19 protein-coding genes are annotated in these 22,827 nt (G+C 64.0%); 4 read left to right on the top strand and 15 right to left on the bottom strand.

Translation table 11 applies throughout. The features are described from left to right. Positions 1 to 79: 79 nt before the first annotated feature. From ACVWZM_RS36640 to ACVWZM_RS36615, 6 genes are all read right to left on the bottom strand, one after another. Positions 80 to 3,247: an efflux RND transporter permease subunit gene (locus tag ACVWZM_RS36640; RefSeq protein WP_456855812.1), complete on the bottom strand. Its 3,168-nt coding sequence runs from the start codon at positions 3,245 to 3,247 to the stop codon at positions 80 to 82. Continuing rightward, positions 3,244 to 4,686, bottom strand: a complete 1,443-nt coding sequence (locus tag ACVWZM_RS36635; protein ID WP_456855811.1) for an efflux RND transporter periplasmic adaptor subunit — start codon at positions 4,684 to 4,686, stop codon at positions 3,244 to 3,246. The genes ACVWZM_RS36640 and ACVWZM_RS36635 overlap by 4 nt, the downstream gene beginning before the upstream one ends. A gap of 11 nt (positions 4,687 to 4,697) precedes the next feature. After that, a complete protein-coding gene (locus ACVWZM_RS36630) occupies positions 4,698 to 5,099 on the bottom strand; it encodes a FixH family protein (RefSeq protein ID WP_168856722.1) in 402 nt (133 codons plus the stop codon). Positions 5,100 to 5,198: 99 nt separating this feature from the next. Then, the gene (locus ACVWZM_RS36625; protein ID WP_456855810.1) at positions 5,199 to 5,600 is read right to left on the bottom strand and encodes a hypothetical protein; all 402 of its coding nucleotides are present in this window, start codon (positions 5,598 to 5,600) and stop codon (positions 5,199 to 5,201) included. An 87-nt stretch (positions 5,601 to 5,687) separates the two neighbouring features. Continuing rightward, positions 5,688 to 7,865: a molybdopterin cofactor-binding domain-containing protein gene (locus ACVWZM_RS36620; RefSeq protein ID WP_456855809.1), complete on the bottom strand. Its 2,178-nt coding sequence runs from the start codon at positions 7,863 to 7,865 to the stop codon at positions 5,688 to 5,690. Between the two features lie 3 nt (positions 7,866 to 7,868). Then, complete coding sequence (locus tag ACVWZM_RS36615) at positions 7,869 to 8,330, bottom strand: (2Fe-2S)-binding protein (RefSeq protein ID WP_456855808.1); 462 nt, start codon at positions 8,328 to 8,330, stop codon at positions 7,869 to 7,871. 181 nt (positions 8,331 to 8,511) lie between these two features. On the opposite strand from ACVWZM_RS36615, the gene ACVWZM_RS36610 reads away from it, so the two are divergent. Both ACVWZM_RS36610 and ACVWZM_RS36605 read left to right on the top strand, forming a co-directional pair. Beyond that, on the top strand, positions 8,512 to 9,393 hold the full coding sequence (locus tag ACVWZM_RS36610; protein WP_057019646.1) for a LysR substrate-binding domain-containing protein: 882 nt from the start codon (positions 8,512 to 8,514) through the stop codon (positions 9,391 to 9,393). Positions 9,394 to 9,760: 367 nt separating this feature from the next. Then, positions 9,761 to 10,267, top strand: coding sequence for a hypothetical protein (locus ACVWZM_RS36605; RefSeq protein WP_456855807.1), 507 nt, complete (start codon positions 9,761 to 9,763; stop codon positions 10,265 to 10,267). A 78-nt stretch (positions 10,268 to 10,345) separates the two neighbouring features. On the opposite strand, the gene ACVWZM_RS36600 is transcribed toward ACVWZM_RS36605, so the two are convergent. The 7 genes from ACVWZM_RS36600 to ACVWZM_RS36570 form a co-directional block, all read right to left on the bottom strand. Next, positions 10,346 to 10,783, bottom strand: coding sequence for a DUF5658 family protein (locus tag ACVWZM_RS36600; RefSeq protein ID WP_057019648.1), 438 nt, complete (start codon positions 10,781 to 10,783; stop codon positions 10,346 to 10,348). Between the two features lie 763 nt (positions 10,784 to 11,546). Next, on the bottom strand, positions 11,547 to 12,455 hold the full coding sequence (locus tag ACVWZM_RS36595) for a heme o synthase (protein ID WP_456855806.1): 909 nt from the start codon (positions 12,453 to 12,455) through the stop codon (positions 11,547 to 11,549). Positions 12,456 to 12,595: 140 nt separating this feature from the next. Next, positions 12,596 to 13,003 (bottom strand): cytochrome C oxidase subunit IV family protein, encoded by a 408-nt coding sequence (locus ACVWZM_RS36590; RefSeq protein WP_050384760.1) that lies wholly within the window; start codon positions 13,001 to 13,003, stop codon positions 12,596 to 12,598. Between the two features lie 8 nt (positions 13,004 to 13,011). After that, positions 13,012 to 13,734 carry a heme-copper oxidase subunit III family protein gene (locus tag ACVWZM_RS36585; RefSeq protein WP_057019651.1) on the bottom strand — a complete coding sequence of 241 codons (723 nt, stop codon included), beginning with the start codon at positions 13,732 to 13,734 and terminating at the stop codon, positions 13,012 to 13,014. 14 nt (positions 13,735 to 13,748) lie between these two features. Beyond that, positions 13,749 to 14,453, bottom strand: coding sequence for a cytochrome c oxidase subunit 3 (locus tag ACVWZM_RS36580; protein ID WP_229189347.1), 705 nt, complete (start codon positions 14,451 to 14,453; stop codon positions 13,749 to 13,751). Next, positions 14,450 to 16,225 carry a cytochrome c oxidase subunit I gene (ctaD, locus tag ACVWZM_RS36575; protein ID WP_456855805.1) on the bottom strand — a complete coding sequence of 592 codons (1,776 nt, stop codon included), beginning with the start codon at positions 16,223 to 16,225 and terminating at the stop codon, positions 14,450 to 14,452. Before ctaD ends, ACVWZM_RS36580 begins: the two co-directional genes overlap by 4 nt. 83 nt (positions 16,226 to 16,308) lie before the next feature. Next, complete coding sequence (locus ACVWZM_RS36570) at positions 16,309 to 17,142, bottom strand: cytochrome c oxidase subunit II (protein WP_076831602.1); 834 nt, start codon at positions 17,140 to 17,142, stop codon at positions 16,309 to 16,311. Positions 17,143 to 17,688: 546 nt separating this feature from the next. Between ACVWZM_RS36570 and ACVWZM_RS36565 the strand changes: the two genes are divergently transcribed. Further along, the gene (locus ACVWZM_RS36565) at positions 17,689 to 18,585 is read left to right on the top strand and encodes a DUF2189 domain-containing protein (RefSeq protein WP_026192934.1); all 897 of its coding nucleotides are present in this window, start codon (positions 17,689 to 17,691) and stop codon (positions 18,583 to 18,585) included. 311 nt (positions 18,586 to 18,896) lie between these two features. Here ACVWZM_RS36565 and ACVWZM_RS36560 read toward each other — a convergent pair whose 3' ends face one another. Both ACVWZM_RS36560 and ACVWZM_RS36555 read right to left on the bottom strand, forming a co-directional pair. Beyond that, the gene (locus ACVWZM_RS36560) at positions 18,897 to 19,982 is read right to left on the bottom strand and encodes an IS4 family transposase (RefSeq protein ID WP_253604643.1); all 1,086 of its coding nucleotides are present in this window, start codon (positions 19,980 to 19,982) and stop codon (positions 18,897 to 18,899) included. A gap of 230 nt (positions 19,983 to 20,212) precedes the next feature. Continuing rightward, entirely contained in the window at positions 20,213 to 21,829 is a 1,617-nt protein-coding gene (locus tag ACVWZM_RS36555) for a S10 family peptidase (protein ID WP_057019655.1), read from the bottom strand. A gap of 163 nt (positions 21,830 to 21,992) precedes the next feature. Between ACVWZM_RS36555 and ACVWZM_RS36550 the strand changes: the two genes are divergently transcribed. Further along, the gene (locus ACVWZM_RS36550; RefSeq protein WP_028336174.1) at positions 21,993 to 22,772 is read left to right on the top strand and encodes an NAD kinase; all 780 of its coding nucleotides are present in this window, start codon (positions 21,993 to 21,995) and stop codon (positions 22,770 to 22,772) included. Positions 22,773 to 22,827 lie beyond the last annotated feature (55 nt).

The raw sequence follows: 22,827 nt of genomic DNA, 5'->3' as shown, positions 1-22,827 counted from the left end.
GCAAACCGCCATCAGCTATATACCCCCTTGGGGTATCATTCAATCCGATTTGAAACTACCAACAGGCGTCATGTTTCCATCACATCCTTGCCTGCTGGCGCGCGGCACAGGAAGCAACTTCGGGTGCCGACACTCTCGCTTCGATCTTGATGCCCTTCACGACGGCGAAGATCGCGGGAATCACGATCAGCGTCAGCAGCGTCGACGAGATCATACCGCCGATCATGGGCACCGCGATGCGCTGCATGATCTCCGAGCCGGTGCCGGTGCTCCACATGATCGGCAACAGCCCGGCCATGATGGCGACCACCGTCATCATCTTCGGCCGGACGCGCTCGACCGCGCCCGCGATGATCGCGCGATTGAGGTCGTCACGATCGATCGTGCGTCCCTCGGCAGCGCGGCGCGCCGTGACCTCGCCCAGCGCCTGGTTGAGATACATCAGCATCACGACGCCGGTCTCGGCGGCAACGCCGGCGAGCGCGATGAAGCCGACCGCGACCGCAACCGACAGGTTGAAGCCGAGCGCCCACATCAGCCAGAAGCCGCCGACCAGCGCGAACGGCAGCGACAGCATCACGATCATCGTCTCCGCCACCGAGCGGAAATTGAGGTAGAGCAGCAGGAAGATGATCGACAGCGTCACCGGCACCACGATCCTGAGCCGCGCCGCGGCGCGTTCGAGATATTCGTACTGCCCGCTCCAGACCACGTAGGTTCCGGGCGGAAACTGCACGCCGGCCTGCACCGCGCGCTCCGCGTCCGCGACATAGCCGCCGAGATCGCGATCGCGGATGTCGACATAGATGTAGGTCGCGAGTTGCCCGTTCTCGGTCCGGATCGTGGTCGGCCCGTGCGCGGGCGCGATGTCGGCGACCTCGCCGAGCGGCACCGCGCCGCCCGCCGGCATCGGCACCAGGACGTCGCTGGCGATCGCGCCCGGATTGTCGCGCAAATCGCGCGGATAGCGCATGTTGACGGTGAAGCGCTGGCGTCCCTCGACCGTTGTGGTCACGCTCTGGCCGCCGAGCGCGGTCGCGATGGTGTCCTGCACGTCCTGCACCGCGATGCCGTAGCGCGACAAGGCCTCACGATTCGGCGTGACCTCGAGATAGTAGCCGCCGAGGCTGCGCTCGGCATAGGCCGACGAGGTGCCGGGCACGCCCCGCACGACCTGCTCGACCTGGCGGGCGAGCTTGTCGATCACGGCAAGATCGGGACCGATCACCTTGACGCCGACCGGCGTCCGAATCCCGGTCGAGAGCATGTCGATGCGCGCCTTGATCGGCATGGTCCAGGCGTTGGAGACACCGGGGAATTGCAGCGCCTTGTCCATCTCCGCGATCAGGCGGTCGAGCGTGAGGCCGGCGCGCCATTGCACTTTCGGCTTCAGATTGATGATGGTCTCGAACATCTCCGACGGCGCCGGATCGGTCGCGGTCGCGGCGCGGCCGGCCTTGCCGTAGACCGAACCGACCTCCGGAAAGCTGCGGATGATGCGGTCCTGCATCTGCAGCAGCTCGGCCGCCTTGGTCACCGAAATCCCCGGCAGCGTGGTCGGCATATAGAGCAGCGTGCCCTCATTGAGGTCGGGCATGAACTCGGTGCCGAGCTGCCGCGCCGGCCAGATCGAGACGGCGACGGCGCCGAGCGCCAGCAGGATCACCAGCGTCTTCGCCCGCAACACGGCGTGGATGACCGGACGGTAGATCCAGATCAGGAAACGGTTGATCGGATTTCTGTGCTCGGGGACGATCCTGCCGCGGACGAAGATCACCATCAGCGCCGGCACCAGCGTCACCGACAACAGCGCCGCCGCCGCCATCGCGAACGTCTTGGTGAACGCAAGCGGCGAGAACAGCCGCCCCTCCTGCGATTCCAGCGTGAAGATCGGCATGAAGGACACGGTGATGATCAGCAGGCTGAAGAACAGCGCCGGCCCCACCTCCGCCGCGGCCTCGATCAGGATCGCGACCCGCGACCTGCCGGGCTCGGCTCGCTCCAGGTGCTTGTGCGCGTTCTCGATCATCACGATCGCCGCATCGATCATGGCGCCGATCGCGATCGCGATGCCGCCGAGGCTCATGATGTTGGAGCCGATGCCGAGCAGCTTCATCGCGCCGAACGCCATCAAGACGCCGACCGGCAGCATCAGGATCGCGACCAGCGCGCTGCGGACATGCAGCAGAAACACGATGCAGACCAGCGCGACCACCACGCTCTCCTCCAGCAATGTGCGCTTCAGCGTGTCGATCGCCGCATAGATCAGATTGGAGCGGTCGTAGACCGGCACGATCTCGACCGACTTCGGCAGGCTGGTCGCGATCTCCCTGAAACGTTTCTTGACGTTCTCGATCACATCGAGCGCGTTGACGCCGAAGCGCTGCAGCACGATGCCGCTCGCGACCTCGCCCTCGCCGTTCAGTTCAGTGATGCCGCGCCGCTCGTCGGGGCCGAGCTCGACGCGGGCGACGTCGCGCAGCAGCACCGGCGTGCCGCTATCGGTCTTCAGCACGATGTTGCCGAGATCGTTGATGTCCTTCAGATAGCCCTTGCCGCGGATGACATATTCGAACTCGGAGAGCTCGACGGTGCGGCCGCCGACATCGGCGTTGCTGGCGCGGATCGCGTCGCGCATCCGCTGCATGGTGATGCCGCGGTCGCGCATCCGCTGCGGATCGAGGATCACGTTGTACTGCTTGACGAAGCCGCCGACGCTGGCGACCTCGGCCACGCCTTCCGCCCTGGCAAGCGCGAATTTCAGGTTCCAGTCCTGGATCGTGCGGGTGTCGGCAAGGTTCAGCTCTTTCGACATCACGGCATACTGGTAGACCCAGCCGACCCCGGTCGCATCGGGCCCGATGGTCGGTGAGACGCCGGCCGGCAGCCGCGACGCCGCGCCGTTGAGGAATTCGAGCACGCGCGAGCGCGCCCAGTAGATATCCGTGCCGTCCTCGAAGATGACATAGACGAAGGAGACGCCGAAGAACGAGAAGCCGCGCACGACCTTCGACTTCGGCACCGTCAGCATCGCCGTGGTCAGGGGATAGGTGACCTGGTCCTCGATCACCTGCGGCGCCTGGCCGGGATATTCGGTGTAGACGATGACCTGGGTGTCGGAGAGATCGGGGATCGCATCGAGCGGCAGATGCAGCAGCGCGTAGAGGCCCGCGGCTGCCGCGAAGCCGGTGCCGAACAGCACCAGCAGCAGGTTGCGCGCCGACCAGGCGATGACACGGGCAATCATCGCCGGTCTCCCGTCTTGTCGCCCTCGCCCGCCTGGGCAGCACCGGCCTCGGCAAAGCCCTTGATCGCCGCCTTCAGGTTGCTTTCGGCATCGATCAGAAACGTCGCTGATGTCACGACCGCATCGCCTTCGGCGATGCCGTCGCGGATTTCGACATAGCCCTCGCCGCGCCGCCCGAGCTTGACCTCGCGCGGCTCGAACCGCCCGTTGCCGCGGTCGATCAGCACGCTCTGGCGGCTGCCAGTGTCGAGGATGGAATTATCGGCTACCGCAAGTACCGGCGCCGGGCTGCCGGTGTCGATCTCCGCGTCGACATACATGTCCGGCAGCAGCGCGAGGTCGGCATTCTGCAATTCGATCCGCACCCGCGCGGTGCGCGTCTCCTTGTTGACCTGCGGATAGACCACGCTGATCCGGCCGACGAAACTGCGGCCGGGATAGCTGCGCGCGCGTACGGTCACGTTCTGCCCGACCACGATATTGCCGAGATCGCGCTCGGCAACGTCGACCAATGCCCACACGACAGAGACGTCGGCAATCCGAAACAGCACGTCGCCTTGCTGCGCGCGCATGCCCTCGATGGCGGCGCGCTGCAGCACGATGCCGTCGCGCGGCGACAGCCACTGGATCGCGATCGGAACCGTCCGGCTCTTCTCCATCTCGACGATAACCGGTTCGGGAACGTCGAGATTGGTCAGCCGCTGCTTGGAGCCGCGCCCGTAGGGCTCGATGTTCGCCGTCGCCTTCGACGTGATGGTCGCGACATATTCGGCCGCAGCGGACGATATTGCAGGGCTGTAGATCTCCATCAACGGCTGGCCCTTCGTCACGCGGCTGCCGGTCGTGACGTCGGCGACTTTCTGCACATAGCTCTCGGCGCGCATCGCGATGACGGAGACGCGACGTTCGTCGAGCTGGATCGTGCCGGGTGCGCGGACCAGCGTACGGATGCGGCGCATCTGCGCGGGCTCGGACTTGACGCCGCTGCGCTGGATCCTGCCGGGCGACAGCGTGATCGAAACGTCGTCGCTGTCATCGCCGTCATAGACGGCGATGTAATCCATTCCCATGGAATCCTTCTTCGGCACCGGCGAGGTGTCGGGAAGTCCCATGGGATTGCGATAATATTTGACCTTGCTCTCGCCTTTCGCGGCAGGCGCGCTCACGTGTGCCGATTGCCCGGGCCCGCCGGCACCGCCCTCGTCATCGGCAAACACCGGCAGATAGTCGCGCCCGTCAGGCGTCTTCTTCGGTGTCGCCGAATAGAGCGACTTGCCGTCGGGATCGCGGTAGTAGATCGGCGCAGCAGTCTCCGCCGCCCGCGCGACGGCGACGATCGCAGCGGTCACCGGCCGCGGCGGCAGGTTGCGGCCGATCCATGCGGCGCCTGCCGCTGCCGCGATCGCAGCGGCAGCGCCGGCCCATGTTAAGGCGCCCATTGCTCGGCGGCTCATTGCTCGGCCGTGACGACGAGCTTGTTCTCGACCGCGCCGGTCTCGCCCTGCACTTTGGCGCCGAGCGACAATTGCCAGCGCCCGGCCATGCCGAAGGTCGCCTTGAACCGGTAGGTGCCGGGCTCGGTGCCCGGCATCGGCGTCACCTTGGTGGCCATCTCCTGCATGCCGTCGGGTGCCATGTCGAGCCGGGTCGAGAAGATGACCGCGTCGGGCACGGCTTTCCCGCTCGTCTTGTCGACCAGCCGCACCGTGACGATGCGATCGGCACCCGCCTTGACCGTCGGCTGCACCAGCTGGAATTCGTAGTTCTTGATCTCGGCGTGGGCAGACATGCCCGTCACGGCAACGCCGATCAGCGCGGCGGCGGTCGCGCGCGCCAGGTGGAAAGACTTCATGGTGATGATCCTCGATACGTCTGATGAGCCGCGTGAGCGGCATGCAAAGGCACGCGCGCCATTGGCGCACGCGTCAGCGATCAGGCGCTGGCGCGCCCGTCAGACGGTGGTTCGAGGCGGATGGTCGGGAGGTTTGGCGCCAAGGCCGTCGAGCAGACGGTCGTCATGGGCGGCGATCCGGCTGCGCAGCGGATCGCGCTCGATCAGCGACATGGCGCCGGCGGGGACCGGCAGCGAAACGCTCAACATGCAGAGCGCGAGGAACGGACAGTCGTCGCAGCCCTTGCTCTTGCCCTGGTCCGGACAGCACGGCATGTCGTCGGCCAGCGCCTGCTCGGACATCGCCTGTCCAGACATGGCGTGATCGTCCGGCATCACCTGCATCGCAGCGGCCGAGGCATCCGGCATCATCCGGGCAAATGCCGGCGCCACGGGCGCGAGCAACAGCCCGGCCGCGACGAGCAGCAGAATCCAGAGATTGGCGAGCCGCCTCAGATGCATGCCCGCTTCTCGCACGGATCAGTGCACGGCGCAAATCCCTCCGGCTTCACGATCGCGCCAGCACCCGGGGGAGGCTCTCACTCGCCCCTAGGTCTGCTTCAATACCGCCGGATCGACCGGCATCTTGCGCAGCCGCTTGCCGGTCGCCGCGAAGATCGCGTTGCTGATCGCCGGCACGATGCCCGAGGTTCCGGTCTCGCCCATGCCACCCGGCGGCTCAGTGCTCGGCACGATATGGACCTCGATCGCCGGCGCCTGATCGATGCGCAGCATCTGGTAGCTGTCGAAATTGCTCTGCTCGACGCGACCGTCCTTGAGCGTGATCTCGCCGTAGAGCGCCGCCGTGACGCCGAAATTGATGCCACTCTGGAGCTGCGCCTGCACCGTGTCGGGATTGACCACGGTGCCGCAATCCATCGCACAGACGACGCGGTGGACACGGACCGAGCCGTCCTTGGCGACCTCGACCTCGGCGACCTGCGCGAGGTAGCTGCCGAACACGAATTGCAGCGACACGCCGCGTCCGCGCCCGGCCGGCAGCTTGCCGCCCCAGCCGGCCTTGGCCGCCGCGAGCTCGAGCGCCGCCTTGGCGCGCGGCGATTTGCCGAGCAGCGCGCGGCGATAATCGACCGGATCCTGCTTCGCCGCCGCCGCCAGCTCGTCGATCACGCTTTCGGTGACGAACACGTTGTGCGAGGGCCCGACGCTGCGCCAGAACGCGGTCGGAATGCCCGGTGGTTCGACCCGGACATATTCGACATGGAAGTTCGGAATGTCGTAGACGAGATCGATCGCGCCCTCGGTCGTGTCGGGATCGAGCCCGTTGCGGAACGCCGGCGGCGCCCATCGCGCCAGCACCGACGAGCCGGCGAAGCGGTTGTTCCAGGCAACCGGCTTGCCAGATGCATCGAGGCCGACCGCAATCCGGTCGCACCAGTAGGGCCGGTACATGTCGTGCTGGATGTCCTCCTCGCGGGTCCACACCACCTTGACCGGCGTATCGACCTGCTTGGCGATCTGCACGGCGCGAATGACACCGTCGACCTCGAGCCTGCGGCCGAAGCCGCCGCCGAGCAGATGATTGTGCACCACCACCTTCTCCGGTGGCATGTTCAGCACCTTCGCGGCCACCGCCTGCGCACGCGAGAGCGCCTGGCTGCCGACCCAGATCTCGCAACCGTCGGAACGCACATGCACGGTGCAGTTCATCGGCTCCATCGTGGCATGGGCGAGGAACGGCAGTTGATAGGTCGCCTCGACTTTCGTCGCCGCGCCCGCCATCGCCTTGTCGGCGTCGCCGATATTTTGCGCGACCGTGCCCGGCTTGGTGGTGGCTGCTTCGAGCTCGCGCGCGATGTCCGATGTGGCGAGCTTGGCGTGAGGGCCCTCGTCCCACTCGATCGTGAGCGCCGCCAGACCCTTCTTCGCCGCCCCCATGTGGTCGGCCACCACCGCGACGGCGTCGTCGAGCGTCACGATCTGGCGCACGCCCTTGACGGCTTTTGCCGCCGCATCATCGACGCGCTTCACCCGCCCGCCGAACACCGGCGACTGCGCGAGCGTCGCGACCTTCACCCCGGGCGGCCGTGCGTCGATGCCGTAGACCGCCGTGCCGTTGATCTTGGAGGGTGTATCGAGCCGCTTGGCCGGCGTGCCGATCAGCTTGAACTCGGACGGGCTCTTCAGCGTGACATTCTCCGGCACCGGCATCTGCGCCGCGTCAGTCGCGAGTTCACCGTAACCCAGCTTGCGTCCGGAGGCCGCGTGATGCACCTCGCCGTTCTCGGCGCGGCATGTCCCCGGCTCGACGTTCCAGCGTTTCGCCGCGGCCGCGACCAGCATCGCCTTCGCGGTGGCGCCGGCTTTCCGCATCGGCTGCCAGGCGCCGCGCATTGCGTTCGAATTGCCGGTGGCCTGCACGCCGAGCAGCGGGTTGGCGTAGAGCTTGTCGCTCGGCGGCGCGTGTTCGAGCCGGACCTGCGTCAGGCCGGTCTCGAGCTCCTCGGCGATCAACATCGGGATCGAGGTGTAGGTGCCCTGCCCCATCTCGACATAGGGCATGGTCAACACGACCTTGCCGTCGCCGCCAATCCGGACGAAGGCGTTCGGCGCGAAGCCGTCGGAGGCCGCCGCCTCGCTCTCGCGGCCCGCGAACGGCAGGCTCACGCTGAGCAGCAGACCGCCGCCCGCGATCGCGCCGGCGCGGAGGAAATTGCGCCGCGACAGGTCGGCAGCGCGCTCAGACAGATTGTCGATCAGCGTCATGGCTCAACCTCCCGACTGCGCGGCTTGCTTGATGGCTTCGCGAATGCGCACATAGGTGCCGCAGCGGCAGATATTGCCCGACATCGCTTCATCGATATCGGCATCGGTCGGCTTCGGCTTGCCCGCGAGCAGCGCGGAGGCCGACATGATCTGCCCCGACTGGCAGTAACCGCATTGCGGCACCTCATGCGCGAGCCAGGCGTCCTGGATCTTCTTGCCCGCCGGCGTCATGCCGACCGCCTCGATGGTCGTGATCCTGGAGTCGCCGATGCTGTCGATGGTCGTGATGCAGGAGCGCACCGCCGTGTCGTCGAGATGCACCGTGCAGGCGCCGCACAGCGCCATGCCGCAGCCGAACTTGGTGCCGGTCATGCCGAGCACGTCGCGCAGCACCCAGAGCAGCGGCGTGTCGCCATCGGCATCGACCGAATGACTGGTCTCATTGATCGTGATCTGGAAGGGCATCGTGACACTCCTGTCTGGTTCAGGCTCCGGCGGGATTGCGTCCCTCCGGGCGAAATCGGCAGCATTTCGAAGCAATCGGACGCATCATCGCGCCGATTGCTCACTTATGGTAATAAATATAGTTCCAGCACCCAATAAGTAGCGCCTTGATGCGCAGTGAAATAACCATTGGTTTATAATCATGGATCGACTGACCAGCATGTCCGTGTTCGCCCGCGTCGCCGATCTCGGCTCCTTCACCGCGGCGGCCAAGGAGTTGCGGATGTCGCCGACCATGATCGGCAAGCATATCCGATTTCTCGAGGACCGGCTCGGATCGCAATTGATCAACCGGTCGACCCGGCGGCAGGGCCTCACCGAGCTCGGCCGCAGCTATCTCGATCACTGCAAGCAATTGCTTGAACAGGCCGAGGCCGGCGATGCGCTGGTCGAGGAGGCGCTCAGCGCGCCGCGCGGCAAGCTCCGCGTGGCGACCTCGGTCGCCTTCGGGTCGTACAGCCTGGCGCCCGCGCTGGTGCGCTTCATGAAGAAATATCCGGAAGTCTCGGTCGACCTCATCCTCAGCGACAGGATGGTCGATCTGCTCGAGGAAGGGCTGGATGCGGCGATCCGGGTCGGCACGCTGACCGACTCCACCATGATGTCGCGCTCGCTGTCGCCCTATACAGGCGTGGTGTGCGCCGCGCCGAGCTATCTCGCCGAACGCGGCACGCCAACCCATCCGGCCGATCTCGCCCGCCATGAATGCCTGCGCTACCCCGGCTGGTCGGACGGGCAGCGATGGACATTCTCGGGGCCGGAGGGCGAAGTGCATGTCGATGTCGCGAGCCGCCTCTTCATCAACAGCGCGTTCGGCATCCGCTATGCGGCGCTGGCGGGCGCCGGCATCGTGCTGATGCGCGACGAGCTGCTGGCCGACGATATCGCCGCGGGACGGCTGCAGGTCCTGCTGCCGAACTACACGACGCAGAGCCGCGCGCGCCAGATCCTGTGGCCGAAGCATCGCAAGATGACGCCGAAGCTGCGCGCGCTGATCGACTTCATCGTGGAGACGTATGGCTGAGACAGATCGCCGCGGCCAAACCGCTCAACGCGACTGGCCAAGGTTGTAACGTCGCGACGGAGCGCGTAGGATGAGAACGTGCAATGAGGCCGTCGTGCTGATGCCGGGCGGCTTCCGTTCAAGTGAGGCGCGACATGCTGCCTGCCGAGTTTGGACGCGCCTTCCCATCTCGAGAATTGAATATCTGAGCGACGCCGTTCGCAGCGCGGGCCTTGACTCGCCCCAGATGTCCAGCGGTCATCTCTCAGGCAGTCTCGTCTTTTCGAACTCGGACGGCATCGAGTACAGCGGGCTGATCGACGGAGGACAGCGCCGCGCCCACCGGATCGACCGGTGGACGTAGCCGAATTTAGCAGGAGATACACTGATGCTTGACTTGAAGCGTACTACGATGCTTGCAGCGTCCATCCTCACCGCCTCGATCATTGCGGCAATACCGCTTGAATCGGCGTCCGCAGCGCTGCTCGGCGCGATGCCGATCGATAATCACGTCGCGCAATCATCCGACGTCGTTGCAGTCCGCGCGGCCGGCCGCCGTGGCGGCGCAGCGGTCGGTCCCCGCGGCGGCGCCGTCGTTCACCGTGGTGGCGCAGCCGTTGGGCCGCGCGGTGGCGCCTATCGCGGCCGCACCGCCGTCGTCGGGCCCCGCGGCAACGTCGCGGTTCGCGGCCGGACGGTGGTGGGAGGCGGCGGATGGGCGCGTCCGGGCCGGTATTACTGGCCAAGGGGCGGCGCAATCGCAGCCGGCGCTGCCATCGGGGTCGTGACGGCGGCAACGGCCGCGGCATGGGCCGGTGCCGCGCCGGCGCCCGGCATGTGCTGGTACTATACCGATCCGTCCCGCACGCAAGGATTCTGGGACTACTGCCAGTAATCGCCGTAGCGAGCGAACCGATATGAAGCCAGCGATGTCTCGCGCCTGCCCTGGCGGAGGCACCACTGGTGTTCCTCGCTACTTCGTGCTTGCGATGATCAGAAGATTATTGAGTACGGGCGTGGAGCAAAACGCCGCCACGATCGCGATATTGTAGGGGTTGTTGCTGCGCCAAAGCAGCCACATCATGAAATAGGTCAGACCGAGCTTCGGAATAAGCCACCAGGGGCCGAGCCATGTCTGAGCGACATGCATGAACGGGTTCAACTCGCCGAGGCCGAGATTCAGGATCGTGTTGGTGGTGTAGAGATCGGCGATGCCAAGAAGCAGGACGGACAGCACGAGGAGCGTCTTGGCGAGGTAACGTGGCCCCAGAATAATCTCGTAAGCAAATGCGGCGCCCCCCGGGACGTTTCGCTTGAACCACGACTGCGCGGCATCATTGGTCGCGAAAATCTTCAGATGCTCCGGCTCGCCAACGGGCTTGCTTGTGTCGGTATAGACCCAGACTTTCATTCGATTGCTCAAATATCTCTTTTCAAATCACAAAAAAGCATCATCTGCCGAGATGGTCATCTCGGGAGACCAAGGTAGCTCTGCCGTCGCCGTGAGGATAATTCCGGAGAGTGGCGTTGCGTTGGCCTCGAGGTGCCGCTTCAGGGCGGTTCAATCGTTGCGGCGCTTCAGGTCCAAGCGTCCGATGCGTTCATCAATCAGTCGATTTAGTTTCTCGTCCCGCCGTGAATTCTTCCTAAACAGCCCGCCATGCAGCCGATAGGCAAGAAGGAACAGGACAATGGCAGTGCCCCGAGATAGTAGGACCAGTCCATTCTTGAACCGCGCCTGGTTGCTGCAACGGCCGAAGCTTAGGGCGAGCCTGTCCTACTTGTCCAACGCTATCCCGTGCGCCGCACCTGCCCGGGCCCAAATGGATTGGCCTGATTTATGCTTGGAAATGGCCGCATACGGAGGACGCGCGATGAGGCGGGACCTTTTGGTTATTTGCGGCGGAATGCTGGCCACGGGCGCCATCGCCTGGATCCTGTTGGGCAACCCGGCGAGCGGGCCACATATGCACGGGCTCCAGACGATGTCGGCAGACCAAGACTTGAGACTCGTCTCCCAGCGAAGTCCATATATGCGGGACGAGCGCTAGGGCGTCCCTGGCGGGTGCCTGCGAACTTCAATCACTGAGCTGCCCGGCGGCGCAAGCCCGCTCGGCAACAATATTCGATTTTTCCGAATAACGTCCAGCGGCTGTCGATTCGAATGCGTCCAGTCAGTGGGACTGAGCGTAGGGTGCAGCATTCATCAGCAGCCCCCCAAAAAGCAGGACCAGATAGAGCATCGAAAACACGAACAAGCGACGAGCAGGCCGCCTTTCCTTGTCGTCGCTCCGGCGCAACTGCCATGCGAGAAAAATCATGATCGCTCCCAGAGTCGCCGCGGCGGCGCCGTAGCCGGCGCCCGCGAACCCCAGCGCACAAGGCAGCAGTGAGATCGGAACCAAGAGCATGCAATAGAGAAGAATCTGGCGCTTTGTTTCGGTCTTGCCAGCCACGACCGGCAACATCGGCACACCGGCACGGGCATATTCTCCAGCAAGATTGAGCGACAGTGCCCAGAAGTGGGGTGGCGTCCAGAGGAAGATGATCAGAAACAGGATGAGCGGCTCGAGCCCAACATGTCCCGTGACCGCAGCCCAGCCAATCACCGGAGGGAGCGCGCCGGCGGCACCGCCAATAACGATATTCTGCGGCGTTCGGCGTTTGAGCCACATCGTGTAAACGACGACGTAGAAGAAGATCGTGAAAGCAAGCAGCGCAGCAGCGGCCATGTTCAGCAAGGTGCCGAGAGCCAGGACGGCGCACGTGCCGAGCATCAATCCGAAGGCCAATGCTTCCGGGCGCGATACGCGGCCGCTGGGAATTGGACGGATGGCGGTACGCGCCATCACCGCATCGATGTCGGCGTCGTACCACATATTGAGCGCAGCTGCGGCGCCAGCTCCCGCGGCTATGCAGAGAAGAGCAGCGAAACCGGTGAAGGGATCGATGCCGCCTGGTGCGACCATGAGACCGACCAGTGCGGTAAAGACGACCAGCGACATCACGCGCGGTTTCGTCAGTGCGACGTAATCTCCGATGTTGGCATAGCTCCGGCGAAGAATTGAACGATTGATTTGCACGAGACTAATTCCTCGTCGGTTCGAAAAAGCCATCGGCCAAAGGCCTGCTTCGCAGGGTTCCGGACGATGTGGCGAGTCCTCCGCCTTCAGGACGCTTTGCCTTGTCCAGCATGACCCTCGCGGTCGTGGCCGTTCATTTCTTAGCTTGCTGACGCGAAGAACATCACCCGAAGCAGATGCGTATAGTCGGATTCGAACATCATGATCCCGACAAAAACCAGCACCAGCACCGGCGGCAACAGGATGGCGTAGGCCAACGCCAACCGCTCCCAGGCCATGTGCATGAACACAGCGACGATCAGGCCGGCCTTCAGCACCATGAACAGCAGGATCAGCGACCATCGCAGGTGGCCGTGGATACCAAAATAGTCGACGAGATAGGAGCAGGTGCTGAGCACGAACAGCCATCCCCAGACCACGAGATAGAGCTTGATCGGGTGCTGCTGGCCCTCTGCATGCGCGGCGCCCGATGCCACCGCACCATGCACATAGCTGTGTAGCGCATGCTGTGCTGCCTGCCCTTCCACATGTACCGCTGCTTCTGTCATGCGCGACCTCACCAGAGATAAAAGAAGGCAAAGATGAACACCCAGACCAGATCGACGAAATGCCAGTACAGGCCCATGATTTCGACGATCTCGTAATAGCCCTTGCGGCTCGTGAAAAAGCCGCGCCGCTCGACGTCGAAGTCTCCCCGCCAAACCTTTCGCGCGATGGCGATCAGGAAGATCACGCCGATGGTCACGTGGGTGCCGTGGAAGCCGGTGATCATGAAGAAGGAAGCGCCAAATTGCGGTGCGCCCCACGGGTTGCCCCAGGGCCGCACGCCCTCCATGATCAGCTTGGTCCATTCGAAAGCCTGCATTCCGACGAACGTCGCGCCAAATGCCGCGGTGGCCAGCATCAAGGCTGCCGTTTTGACGCGATCCCGGCGGTAACCGAAGTTGACGGCCATCGCCATCGTCCCGCTGCTGCTGATCAGGATGAAGGTCATGATCGCGATCAGGATGAGCGGGATGTGCTGACCGCCGATATTGAGCGCGAATACTTCGCTGGGGTTGGGCCACGGCACGGTCGTCGACATTCGCGCCGTCATGTACGACAGCAGGAAGCAGCTGAAGATGAAGGTGTCGCTCAGAAGGAAGATCCACATCATGGCCTTCCCCCAGGACACGTTCTTGAACGCGCGCTGGTCCGAGGCCCAGTCGGCGGCGATGCCGCGCAATCCGGGTATCGTTCCGGGCAGCGCCTTGGGGGTTGCGAGTGTGGTTTCGGTCATCGCTTCCTGCCTCGCTAGGTGAGCAACTGGCGACAGATGTCGACGAAATTGTCTGTCCAGCCCGTCAGCAGACCGAGCAGGACCAGCCAGACCAACAACAGGAAATGCCAGTAGATGGTACAAAGCTCGACGCTCAGGCGCATCTGCGTCATCGGCGCGCCACGCCACAGTTTTACGGTCGCCCTGCCGAGCGCCACCAGGCCGCCGGTCAGGTGCAGCCCGTGGAGCGCGGTGATCAGATAGAAGAAGGAATTGGCCGGATTCGACGCCATGGCATAGCCGGCGATGTTGAGCTGCTGCCACACCACGAGCTGCCCGATCAGGAACATCACGGCCGATGCACCGCCGACCAACAGGCCCGCGATCAGGCCCTCATGGTCGTCGCGGCGCGCGGCCATCAGCGCCCATTGCAGCGCCATGCTGCTGATGACGAGGACGCCGGTGTTGAACCACACCAGCCTCGGCAGCGGCAACTCGCGCCAGTCCACCATGGTGGTGCGCATCGAGTAGGCGCTGATCAGGAGCGCGAACAGCGAACCGACCACCGCGAGAAAAACACCGAGGCCGATTTTCGCCGCCGGCACCGAAGAGCCGAGATCGCCGCGAAGATCCACCGCAATGCCCTGCTCCAGCCACGGCTTGGCGGCCAGCCGTTGCTGCGAGAGCCACCATCCCGCGATCGCTGCAATCGTAGCAATGAACAGGACGATGGCACTCACGGATGGGCTCCCTGGGCCAGCACCTTGGCCGGCGGTTCATTCTGCGGGATGAAGTCCCTCGCGGAACCGGGCACGCTGTAATCGTAGGCCCAGCGATAGACGACGGGGAGCTCCTTGCCCCAGTTGCCGTGCCCCGGCGGGGTCTCCGGCGTCTGCCATTCCAGCGAGGTGGCACCCCAGGGATTGCCGCCCGCCTCTTTTCCCTTGAACAGGCTCCAGACCAGATTGAACAGGAAGACGAGCTGAGCGAAGCCGACAATCAGCGCCGCCACGCTCATGAACGCGTTGAGGTCATGGGCGGATGCCGGGACGAACGAGGTCTCGCCGATGTCGTGATAGCGGCGCGGCATCCCGAGCAGGCCGAGATAGTGCATCGGGAAGAACACCGCATAGGCCCCGATGAACGTCACCCAGAAGTGGAAGCGTCCGAGCGCGTCATTGAGCATCCGCCCGGTGACCTTTGGATACCAATGATAGATCCCGCCGAACACGGCCATGATCGGCGCAATCCCCATTACCATGTGGAAGTGCGCGACGACGAACATCGTATCCGACAGTGGAACGTCGACGACAACGTTGCCGAGGAACAGCCCGGTCAGGCCGCCATTGACGAAGGTGACGATGAAGCCGAGCGCAAACAGCATCGGCACAGTTAGATGGATGTCGCCGCGCCAAAGCGTCAGCACCCAGTTGTAGACCTTGATCGCGGTCGGGATCGCGATGATGAGCGTCGTGGTGGCGAAGAAGAACCCGAAATACGGGTGCATGCCGCTGACATACATGTGGTGCGCCCACACGACGAAGCTCAGCGCTCCGATCGCCACGATCGCCCAGACCATCATGCGATAGCCGAAGATGTTCTTGCGTGCGTGAGTACTGATCAGATCCGAGATGATGCCGAACGCCGGCAGCGCGACGATGTAGACCTCGGGATGGCCGAAGAACCAGAACAAATGCTGGAACAGGATCGGGCTGCCGCCGCCATACTTGGTCAGCTGGCCCATCTCGACCAGTGTCGGCATGAAGAAGCTGGTTCCAAGGAGGCGGTCCAGCAGCAGCATCACCGAGGCCACGAACAGCGCCGGGAACGCCAGCAGCGCCATCACGGTCGCGGTGAAGATGCCCCACACCGTCAAGGGCATGCGCATCAAGGTCATGCCGCGTGTGCGGGCCTGCAATACTGTTACCACGTAATTGAGCCCGCCCATCGTGAAGCCGATGATGAACAGGATCAGCGAGGCCAGCATGAGAACGATGCCCCAGTCCTGCCCGGGGGTACCGGAGAGAATCGCCTGGGGTGGATAAAGCGTCCAACCGGCGCCGGTCGGCCCGCCCGGCACGAAGAACGTCGCGGCCAGCACCAGCACCGCGAGCAGGTAGACCCAATAGCTCAGCATGTTCACGTAGGGGAAGACCATGTCCCGCGCGCCAACCATCAGCGGGATGAGGTAGTTGCCGAAGCCGCCAAGGAACAACGCCGTGAGCAGGTAGATCACCATGATCATGCCGTGCATGGTGATGAACTGAAGGTACTGGTTGGCATCGATAAAGGAGAACGTGCCGGGAAACCCCAGTTGCAGCCGCATCATCCACGACAGCACCAGCGCAACCATTCCGATCGACATCGCCGTGATCGAGTACTGGACGGCGATCACCTTGGCGTCTTGCGAAAAGACGTACCTCGTCCACCAGCTGTGCGGATGATAGAGCTCGACCTCACCTACTTCGGCGGGCGGGATGCCTGCGACCTCATCAAACGGGATATCGACCATCGGAATACCCTCCTTGGTCTTCCGCTCAGCGACGACTTCACTTCATATCCGGCCGAACATCCGGCCGATCCTCGTCGGCATGTTCATTCGCTGCCAGTCTTGTACGCGGCCTTCGCGACGTTCCGCTGGCCGGACAAGGCGGCGAACGTGTGCTGCTTGTCCAGCCACGCGTGATATTCCTTCTCTTCTTCCACGACGACCTTGCTGCGCATCTGTGCGTGCGCGGCACCGCAAAGCTCCGCGCAGAGGACGTCGAAGGTTCCGGTCCGGGTCGGCGTGAGCCAGTAGTAGGTCACCGAGCCAGGGATCATATCCATCTTCGCCCGGAACTCGGGCACGTAGAAATCATGCAGGACGTCGATCGAGCGGAGCAGCACCTTCACCGGCTTCCCGACCGGCAGATGCAGATCCTCGTTTTGCACGACGATGTCGTCCTGCCCGTTCGGATCATTGGGATTCAACCCGAGTGGATTGTCGGAGCTGATCAGGCGCGCATCTGACGTGCCGAGCCGGCCGTCCTTTCCCGGAAGCCGATAACTCCACATCCACTGTTGTCCGACGACCTCGACGTCGGTCGCGTCGGCGGGAACGGTGACGAACTGGTGCCAGACGATGAGGCCCGGCGCCAGCATGGCGACGACGCCGATCGCGGTGCCGATGCTGAGCCACCATTCGAGCTTCTTGTTCTCGGGATTGTAGTGGGCGCGCCGTCCCTCGGTGTGGTGAAAGCGCAGGACGCAATAGGCCATGAACACGATCACCGCGCAGAACACCGCTCCGGTGATCCAGAATGTCAGGTTGATCGTGTGGTCGATATAGCTCCAGTTCGAGGCAATCGGGGTCCACCACCAGGGGCTGTAGAGGTGGAACAGCACCGAGGCGACGGCAACCAGGAGCAGTAAAATCGCTACAGCCATCCCTCATTCCTCCTTGCCATTGAAGGCTGCGGAGACGAACGAAAGGGCGGAGCTCACGTCAGAGGGATGGTCTCACGTTCACCATCACCGTGGCTTTTGCCTCGCCCATTCTGCCGGTCGCGATGCTGGGACATGACAAAAACTCAACGTCACGGCCGCAACCTCATCGGAGCTGGGGGCGTCAAGCATCAACATGGTACCCATCGAGCCAGACGTCAATAGAGGAGTAATGCCCGCCGCTGTCCGGCGCGTGTTGGCGGGAATGCATTGGATGCCGCGAACACTGATCGGCCCTCCCCAATCGCATGGTGCATCGCAAGACCTCGTTTGTGCATCTGCACAATTCTCCCGACCGCATTCGCCACCTTGCTTCTGCCGCGCATCGGACTAGTTTTACTTGACCGGTTGCGACAGACGTCGTCCGGCAAGCTCCTTCTGGTTGAATCTGATTTGCCGGACTCAGTCGCGATTTTCGCGCATGAGGCGGATGTGCGTGTGTTGATGGCGCTCCGTTCCCCTGCGACCACAAGCAAGGAGACCGGAACCATGACCACGGTGTTCGCACGACCCAAGCTGCAATTGTTTGGCGTCTCTACCGCCTTCGTCGTTCGCAAGATCAGCCTTTCCGACCTGGGTGACGCGTTGCGCCTCGGCTGGGAAGACTTCAAGGCCATCCCGACCCACGCAATCGTCCTGTGCGTGATGTATCCCGTGCTCGGACTTGTCCTGTTCAGACTTGTGCTTGGCTATTCGGTGCTGCCGCTGCTGTTTCCGCTCGCCGCCGGCTTCGCCCTGATCGGTCCTTTCGCCGGCCTCGGCCTCTACGAACTGAGCCGACGGCGCGAACGCGGAGAGGAGCCAGGAGCCTGGGATGCAATGCAGGTGCTGCGCGCGCCGTCGTTCGGCGCCATGTTCGAACTTGGCGTTCTTCTGTTCGTTCTGTTCGGGGTCTGGATCGCCACCGCGGACGCGATCTACATCATGACGTTCGGCTATGCGCCGGCTGCGAGCATCCCTGATTTCGCAAAGCGCGTGTTGACGACGCCCGAAGGCTGGTCGCTCATCATCGTCGGATGCGGCGTCGGCTTCCTTTTCGCCTTGGTTGCCCTATGCGTCAGCGTCGTCTCCTTTCCACTGATGCTCGACCGTCATGCGACCGCGATCGATGCGATCCGCACCTCGATACGGGCCGTGATGATGAATCCAATTGAGATGGCCGCGTGGGGATTGATCGTTGCGGTATTGCTGGCGGTGGGCTCACTGCCATTCTTCGTCGGTCTCTGCGTCGTTCTGCCGGTGCTTGGTCATGCGACCTGGCATCTTTACAGGAAGGTGGTCGAGCCTGACCGGAATCCTCCGCAAGAAGAGCCCCGCCCGCCGATCGGTCACCGCTACGCGGCCGATTTCCCGGCCTCCCTCTTCCCGTGGAGCCGTGAGCGCTAAGCGTTTTCGCGCGAAGCATGTCGCGCAATTCAGTGTCGTCCCGGCCTAGTGCGCAATTGCGCACGGGGGCCGGGACGACGAAGGTGGATGTCGGCCGTGTCACACTATCGATGTCGTCCTGGCGAAAGCCCATAGGCGCTAAGATAGTTTGATCATAGTCTGATAGTGGCGCTTATGTCTGGGTGGCTCGCGTAGATGTCGCCGGAGAGCGTGACTGGCTCTGCAGAGTAGAGCGATTGCGGGCTGTGGAATGATCGCTTGCCGTAGCGAAGCGACGAGCTGGCGCAGCAGACGCCACGTCACTGGGTGGGTCAGGCGGCGTCGGCCAAGCGGGGAGAGTCTTCGAGTTCGTCGACGAGCGGCTCGAGCAATAGAATGATCAGCAGATGAGCGAGGATATGGGGTCTGGCGGACCGCTCGTCGGTTCCGGGAGGTCCCTTCAGGCCAATCAGGCTTTTCAGCCGCTTGAAGCCGAGCTCAATGCGCCATCGCAGCCGATAGAGGGCGAGGATATCTGCAGTCGTGAAGTCCTCTGGCCTGAGTGAGGTCACCAGGATCACCCAATCTGCGGCGTCAAGTGTTTGCCTGGAGAGCTGATGACCTCCCTTTTGTGCAGTCCGGCGCGCCTTGCGTCGCGCAGCCGCAGCAGCTTGCGCCGGCTTCTTCGCGGCAACCAGACGCACTGCGAGCGGCGGCGCACCTGACTTGCGCTTTATCCAAATCGGCCGATCGATCAGGCCACGCGCCGAGGCGTTGCGCAGTTCGGCAGTGAGGTCAACAAGATTACCTTCGGCATCGAGCCAGCGCGCGCTCTTCCAGCCGGCCCGGATCACGAAGTCTGCATCGGCATCGACGAGATGCGCCATGCGCTCCGGTTGCAGATAGGCGCGATCGGCAAGACGGATCTCACCGGCAACCGCCGGTATCCGATCCAGCGTCTCGCCCGCTCGCTGATCGGTCAGCTCGAAGTGACCAAAGCGCTCCTGCGGAAGATCGAACGCGCTATGGATACGCCACACTGCGTTCTTGTTCCTGCCGCTCGTCCCAGCCTTGGGGACCGTCGTGGCGTCAACAATACGGATCAGACGACCGCGGCTCGCCTTCGGCGCCGCGGCGGCAAGCGCCTGCTCGACCAAGATTGCCAGCCAATCTCCGCACTGACGTAAGCGATACAACAGAGCCACGTTGGAGATATCGACAAGCCCAACCGACGTGGCCCATGCCGCCGTCAACCGCAGCCCTTTCTCACCAAGGCAATAAGCCAAGATCAGGCGCAGCAAGTCGACCGCATTGCTGATCTCCCGCGGACGGACAAACGCCTTCGTCTTGCGCGCGCTAATGTTCAGAGCCTCGGCTCCGCCAAGTCGGGCGACAACGCGCGCCCAATCTTTGTTCACAAGCGATTCGTGTGCCATTCCATCTTGGAATCACAAGCGAATCCAAGGCGCAAATCCTATTTTAGCGCCTATGGGCGAAAGCCAGGACCCATTACCCCAAACGGAATTTGTTGCGCGACGCCGGGGCCGCGATCCCGTTCACAATCGAACTTGGTGGTTATAGGTCCTGGCTTTCGCCAGGACGACGACCGTATTTGCAGCGACGGCGCAATCCACACCGCCACATCCCCTTACCTCATCAGCGCCTCGACCTCCTTGCGGAACGCCTGGCGCGAGCCGTCGCGGGAGTAGAACATGTGGCCGCCGGGATAGACCGCGAGCCTGGTGCGGCCCGGGCCCGCGAAGGCCGGCAACTGATCGAGGATGATCTTCGAGGCGAAGTACGGCGTGGCGAGATCGAACAGGCCGTGGCCGACCAGGAGTTTCAGGTTGGGGTCGAGCGCCAGCGCCTGGCGAAGCTGCGTCACCGACTCCGCCGGACTGATGCCGTGACCGAACTCCCAGGCCTTGTTCACGCTTTCGCTGAGCAGATGATAGGAGCCGTCCGGCCGCCAGTTCAGCTTGCGCGTGGTGAGGTCGACGGCGGCGCTGGTCAAGGGCGCCATCAGCGGATCGCCGGACGGATCGTTGAAACGGAAATAGCTGGAATCCGGATAAGGATCGAAGCCCTCGATGGAGGCGTCGTAGCGGCCGGTCACCTTGCCGTTCTTGCGATCGAACTCGCGGCGGAATTCGCCGATGTCGAAACGGCCGGCGAGCCTGCGGCTCACCACCTGATCGATGCCGGTCAGGCTAGCGACCTTGTCGGCGAGCCGCGTGGTGGCCTCGGTGTCGGCCTGCCCCTTGACGAGGTCGAGCAGGAAATCGCCGCGCGCGTAGCTCTCGACGTCGGCGAGATCCTCACGCGTCACCGGGCCCTTTGCCTGTCGCGCGACCGCCGCCATGGTCGGCAGGCTTGCGACATATTGCAGGAGGCTGGAGCCGGTATATTCGCGGAAATCGAGCACCGGCGAGATCAGCACCAGGCCGCGGACGCCGACGCCCTGCTGCATTTGCAGATTGCGCACCACCTTGGGCCCGCGAATGCCGCCATAGCTTTCGCCGACGAGATATTTCGGCGAGGTCAGCCGGTCGTATTTCTCCAGCCAGCGGCGGATCACCAGCGCGACCGAATTGGCGTCGCCGTCGACGGTGAAGAAGCGCTTGCGCGCCTCCTCCGAGGTGGTGACAAAGCGGCTGTAGCCGGTGCCGACAGGGTCGATGAAGACGAGATCGGTGAAATCGAGCCAGGTATCGGCATTGGCCTGCAGCTCGGGCGCGGCCGAGGACACCGCGCCGTCGAACGGCAGCCGCCACGGCCCGACATTGCCCAATTGCAGCCAGGCCGACGCGGAGCCCGGACCGCCGTTGAACAGGAAGGTTACCGGCCGATTCGCCTTCTCGGCACCGTCGAGTTGGTAGGATGTATAGGCGATGTCGGCGAGCGGCTCGCCCTTGTCGTCGAACACACGGATCGAGCCCGCGGTCGCGCTGAAGTTCAGCGTGCGGGAAGGCAGCGCGACCGATTGCTTGGTCGTGGAGTCCGGCGGCAGGCGGTGCTGCTCGGCGGTCGAGCCGCTGGCCGCAGCGTTGGCGCCGGAGCCGGCCTCGCCGCCGCGTCCTGCCCGCCCCTTCTGGCCGCTCGGGTTCTGGCCACCTGGGCTCTGGCCGCTTGGGTTTTGGCCGCTTGGGGCCTGCGCGCTCGGCGACGGCGATGGCTGCGGGACGTCATCGTCGGCTCGCGCCACGGTCGCAAGACAGGCCACCAGCAACGCCGCGGCGAGCCGTGTCGCAAGACTGTTAGCCATATCGTTCACTCCCTGCGCCCCGATTTACGCAATCCAGCAACAAACTGCGCTAGTTTGGCGGCGCCGGCGTGGCATGCGGTCCGTTCCCGGACCATCTCGACAAGGCCGCCCGGGATGTATAGACGAGCGCGGCGTGTTCCGTGCCAAACGAGTTCGTGAGCGAATGGCCAGCTCCAAGCGGTATGACAAGATCGCCTTCGTCGCCAGCGCGAGCGTGGAAGCGCAGTCGGCGCTCGAGCAGCTGACGGAAATGTACGGCAACCATCTACCCGCGGATGCCGACGTCGTGGTCGCGCTCGGCGGCGACGGTTTGATGCTGCAGACGCTGCACGCCAACATGCGCAGCGGCAAGCCGATCTACGGCATGCACCGCGGCACCGTCGGGTTCCTGATGAACGAATATTCGACGCATGATCTGCGCACCCGGCTTGCCGCCGCGCGGGAGTCGCTGATCAATCCGCTGCTGATGCGCGCGACCGACATCCACGGCGCCGTGCATCTGCATCACGCCATCAACGAGGTCGCGCTGTTCCGGCAGACCTACCAGGTCGCCAAGCTGCGCATCCTGATCGACGAGCACGAGCGGATGCCCGAGCTGATGGCCGACGGCATCCTGGTGGCGACGCCGGCCGGATCGACCGCCTACAACCTCTCCGCCCAGGGGCCGATCCTGCCGATCAACGCGGCGCTGTTGGCGCTGACCCCGATCAGCGCGTTCCGGCCGCGGCGCTGGCGCGGCGCGCTGCTGCCGAATTCCGCCTTCGTGGTGATCGAGGTGATCGAGGGCGAGAAGCGCCCGGTCGCCGCGGTCGCCGACCATGACGAGGTCCGCGACGTCCGCCGGGTCGAGGTGCTGTCCGACAAGACGATCGCGATGCGGATGCTGTTCGACCCCGGCCACTCGCTGGAAGAACGCATCCTGCGCGAGCAGTTCGGCTACTGACGGCGTCTGCCTCCTTGCCCGGCAACCAATCATTAACCCCGGGCGGGATATGGTT

It is taken from the genome of Bradyrhizobium sp. USDA 4501, assembly GCF_054062115.1.
The sequence above is the reverse complement of the archived record's forward strand: the minus strand, read 5'-3'. Positions and strand labels throughout refer to the sequence as shown.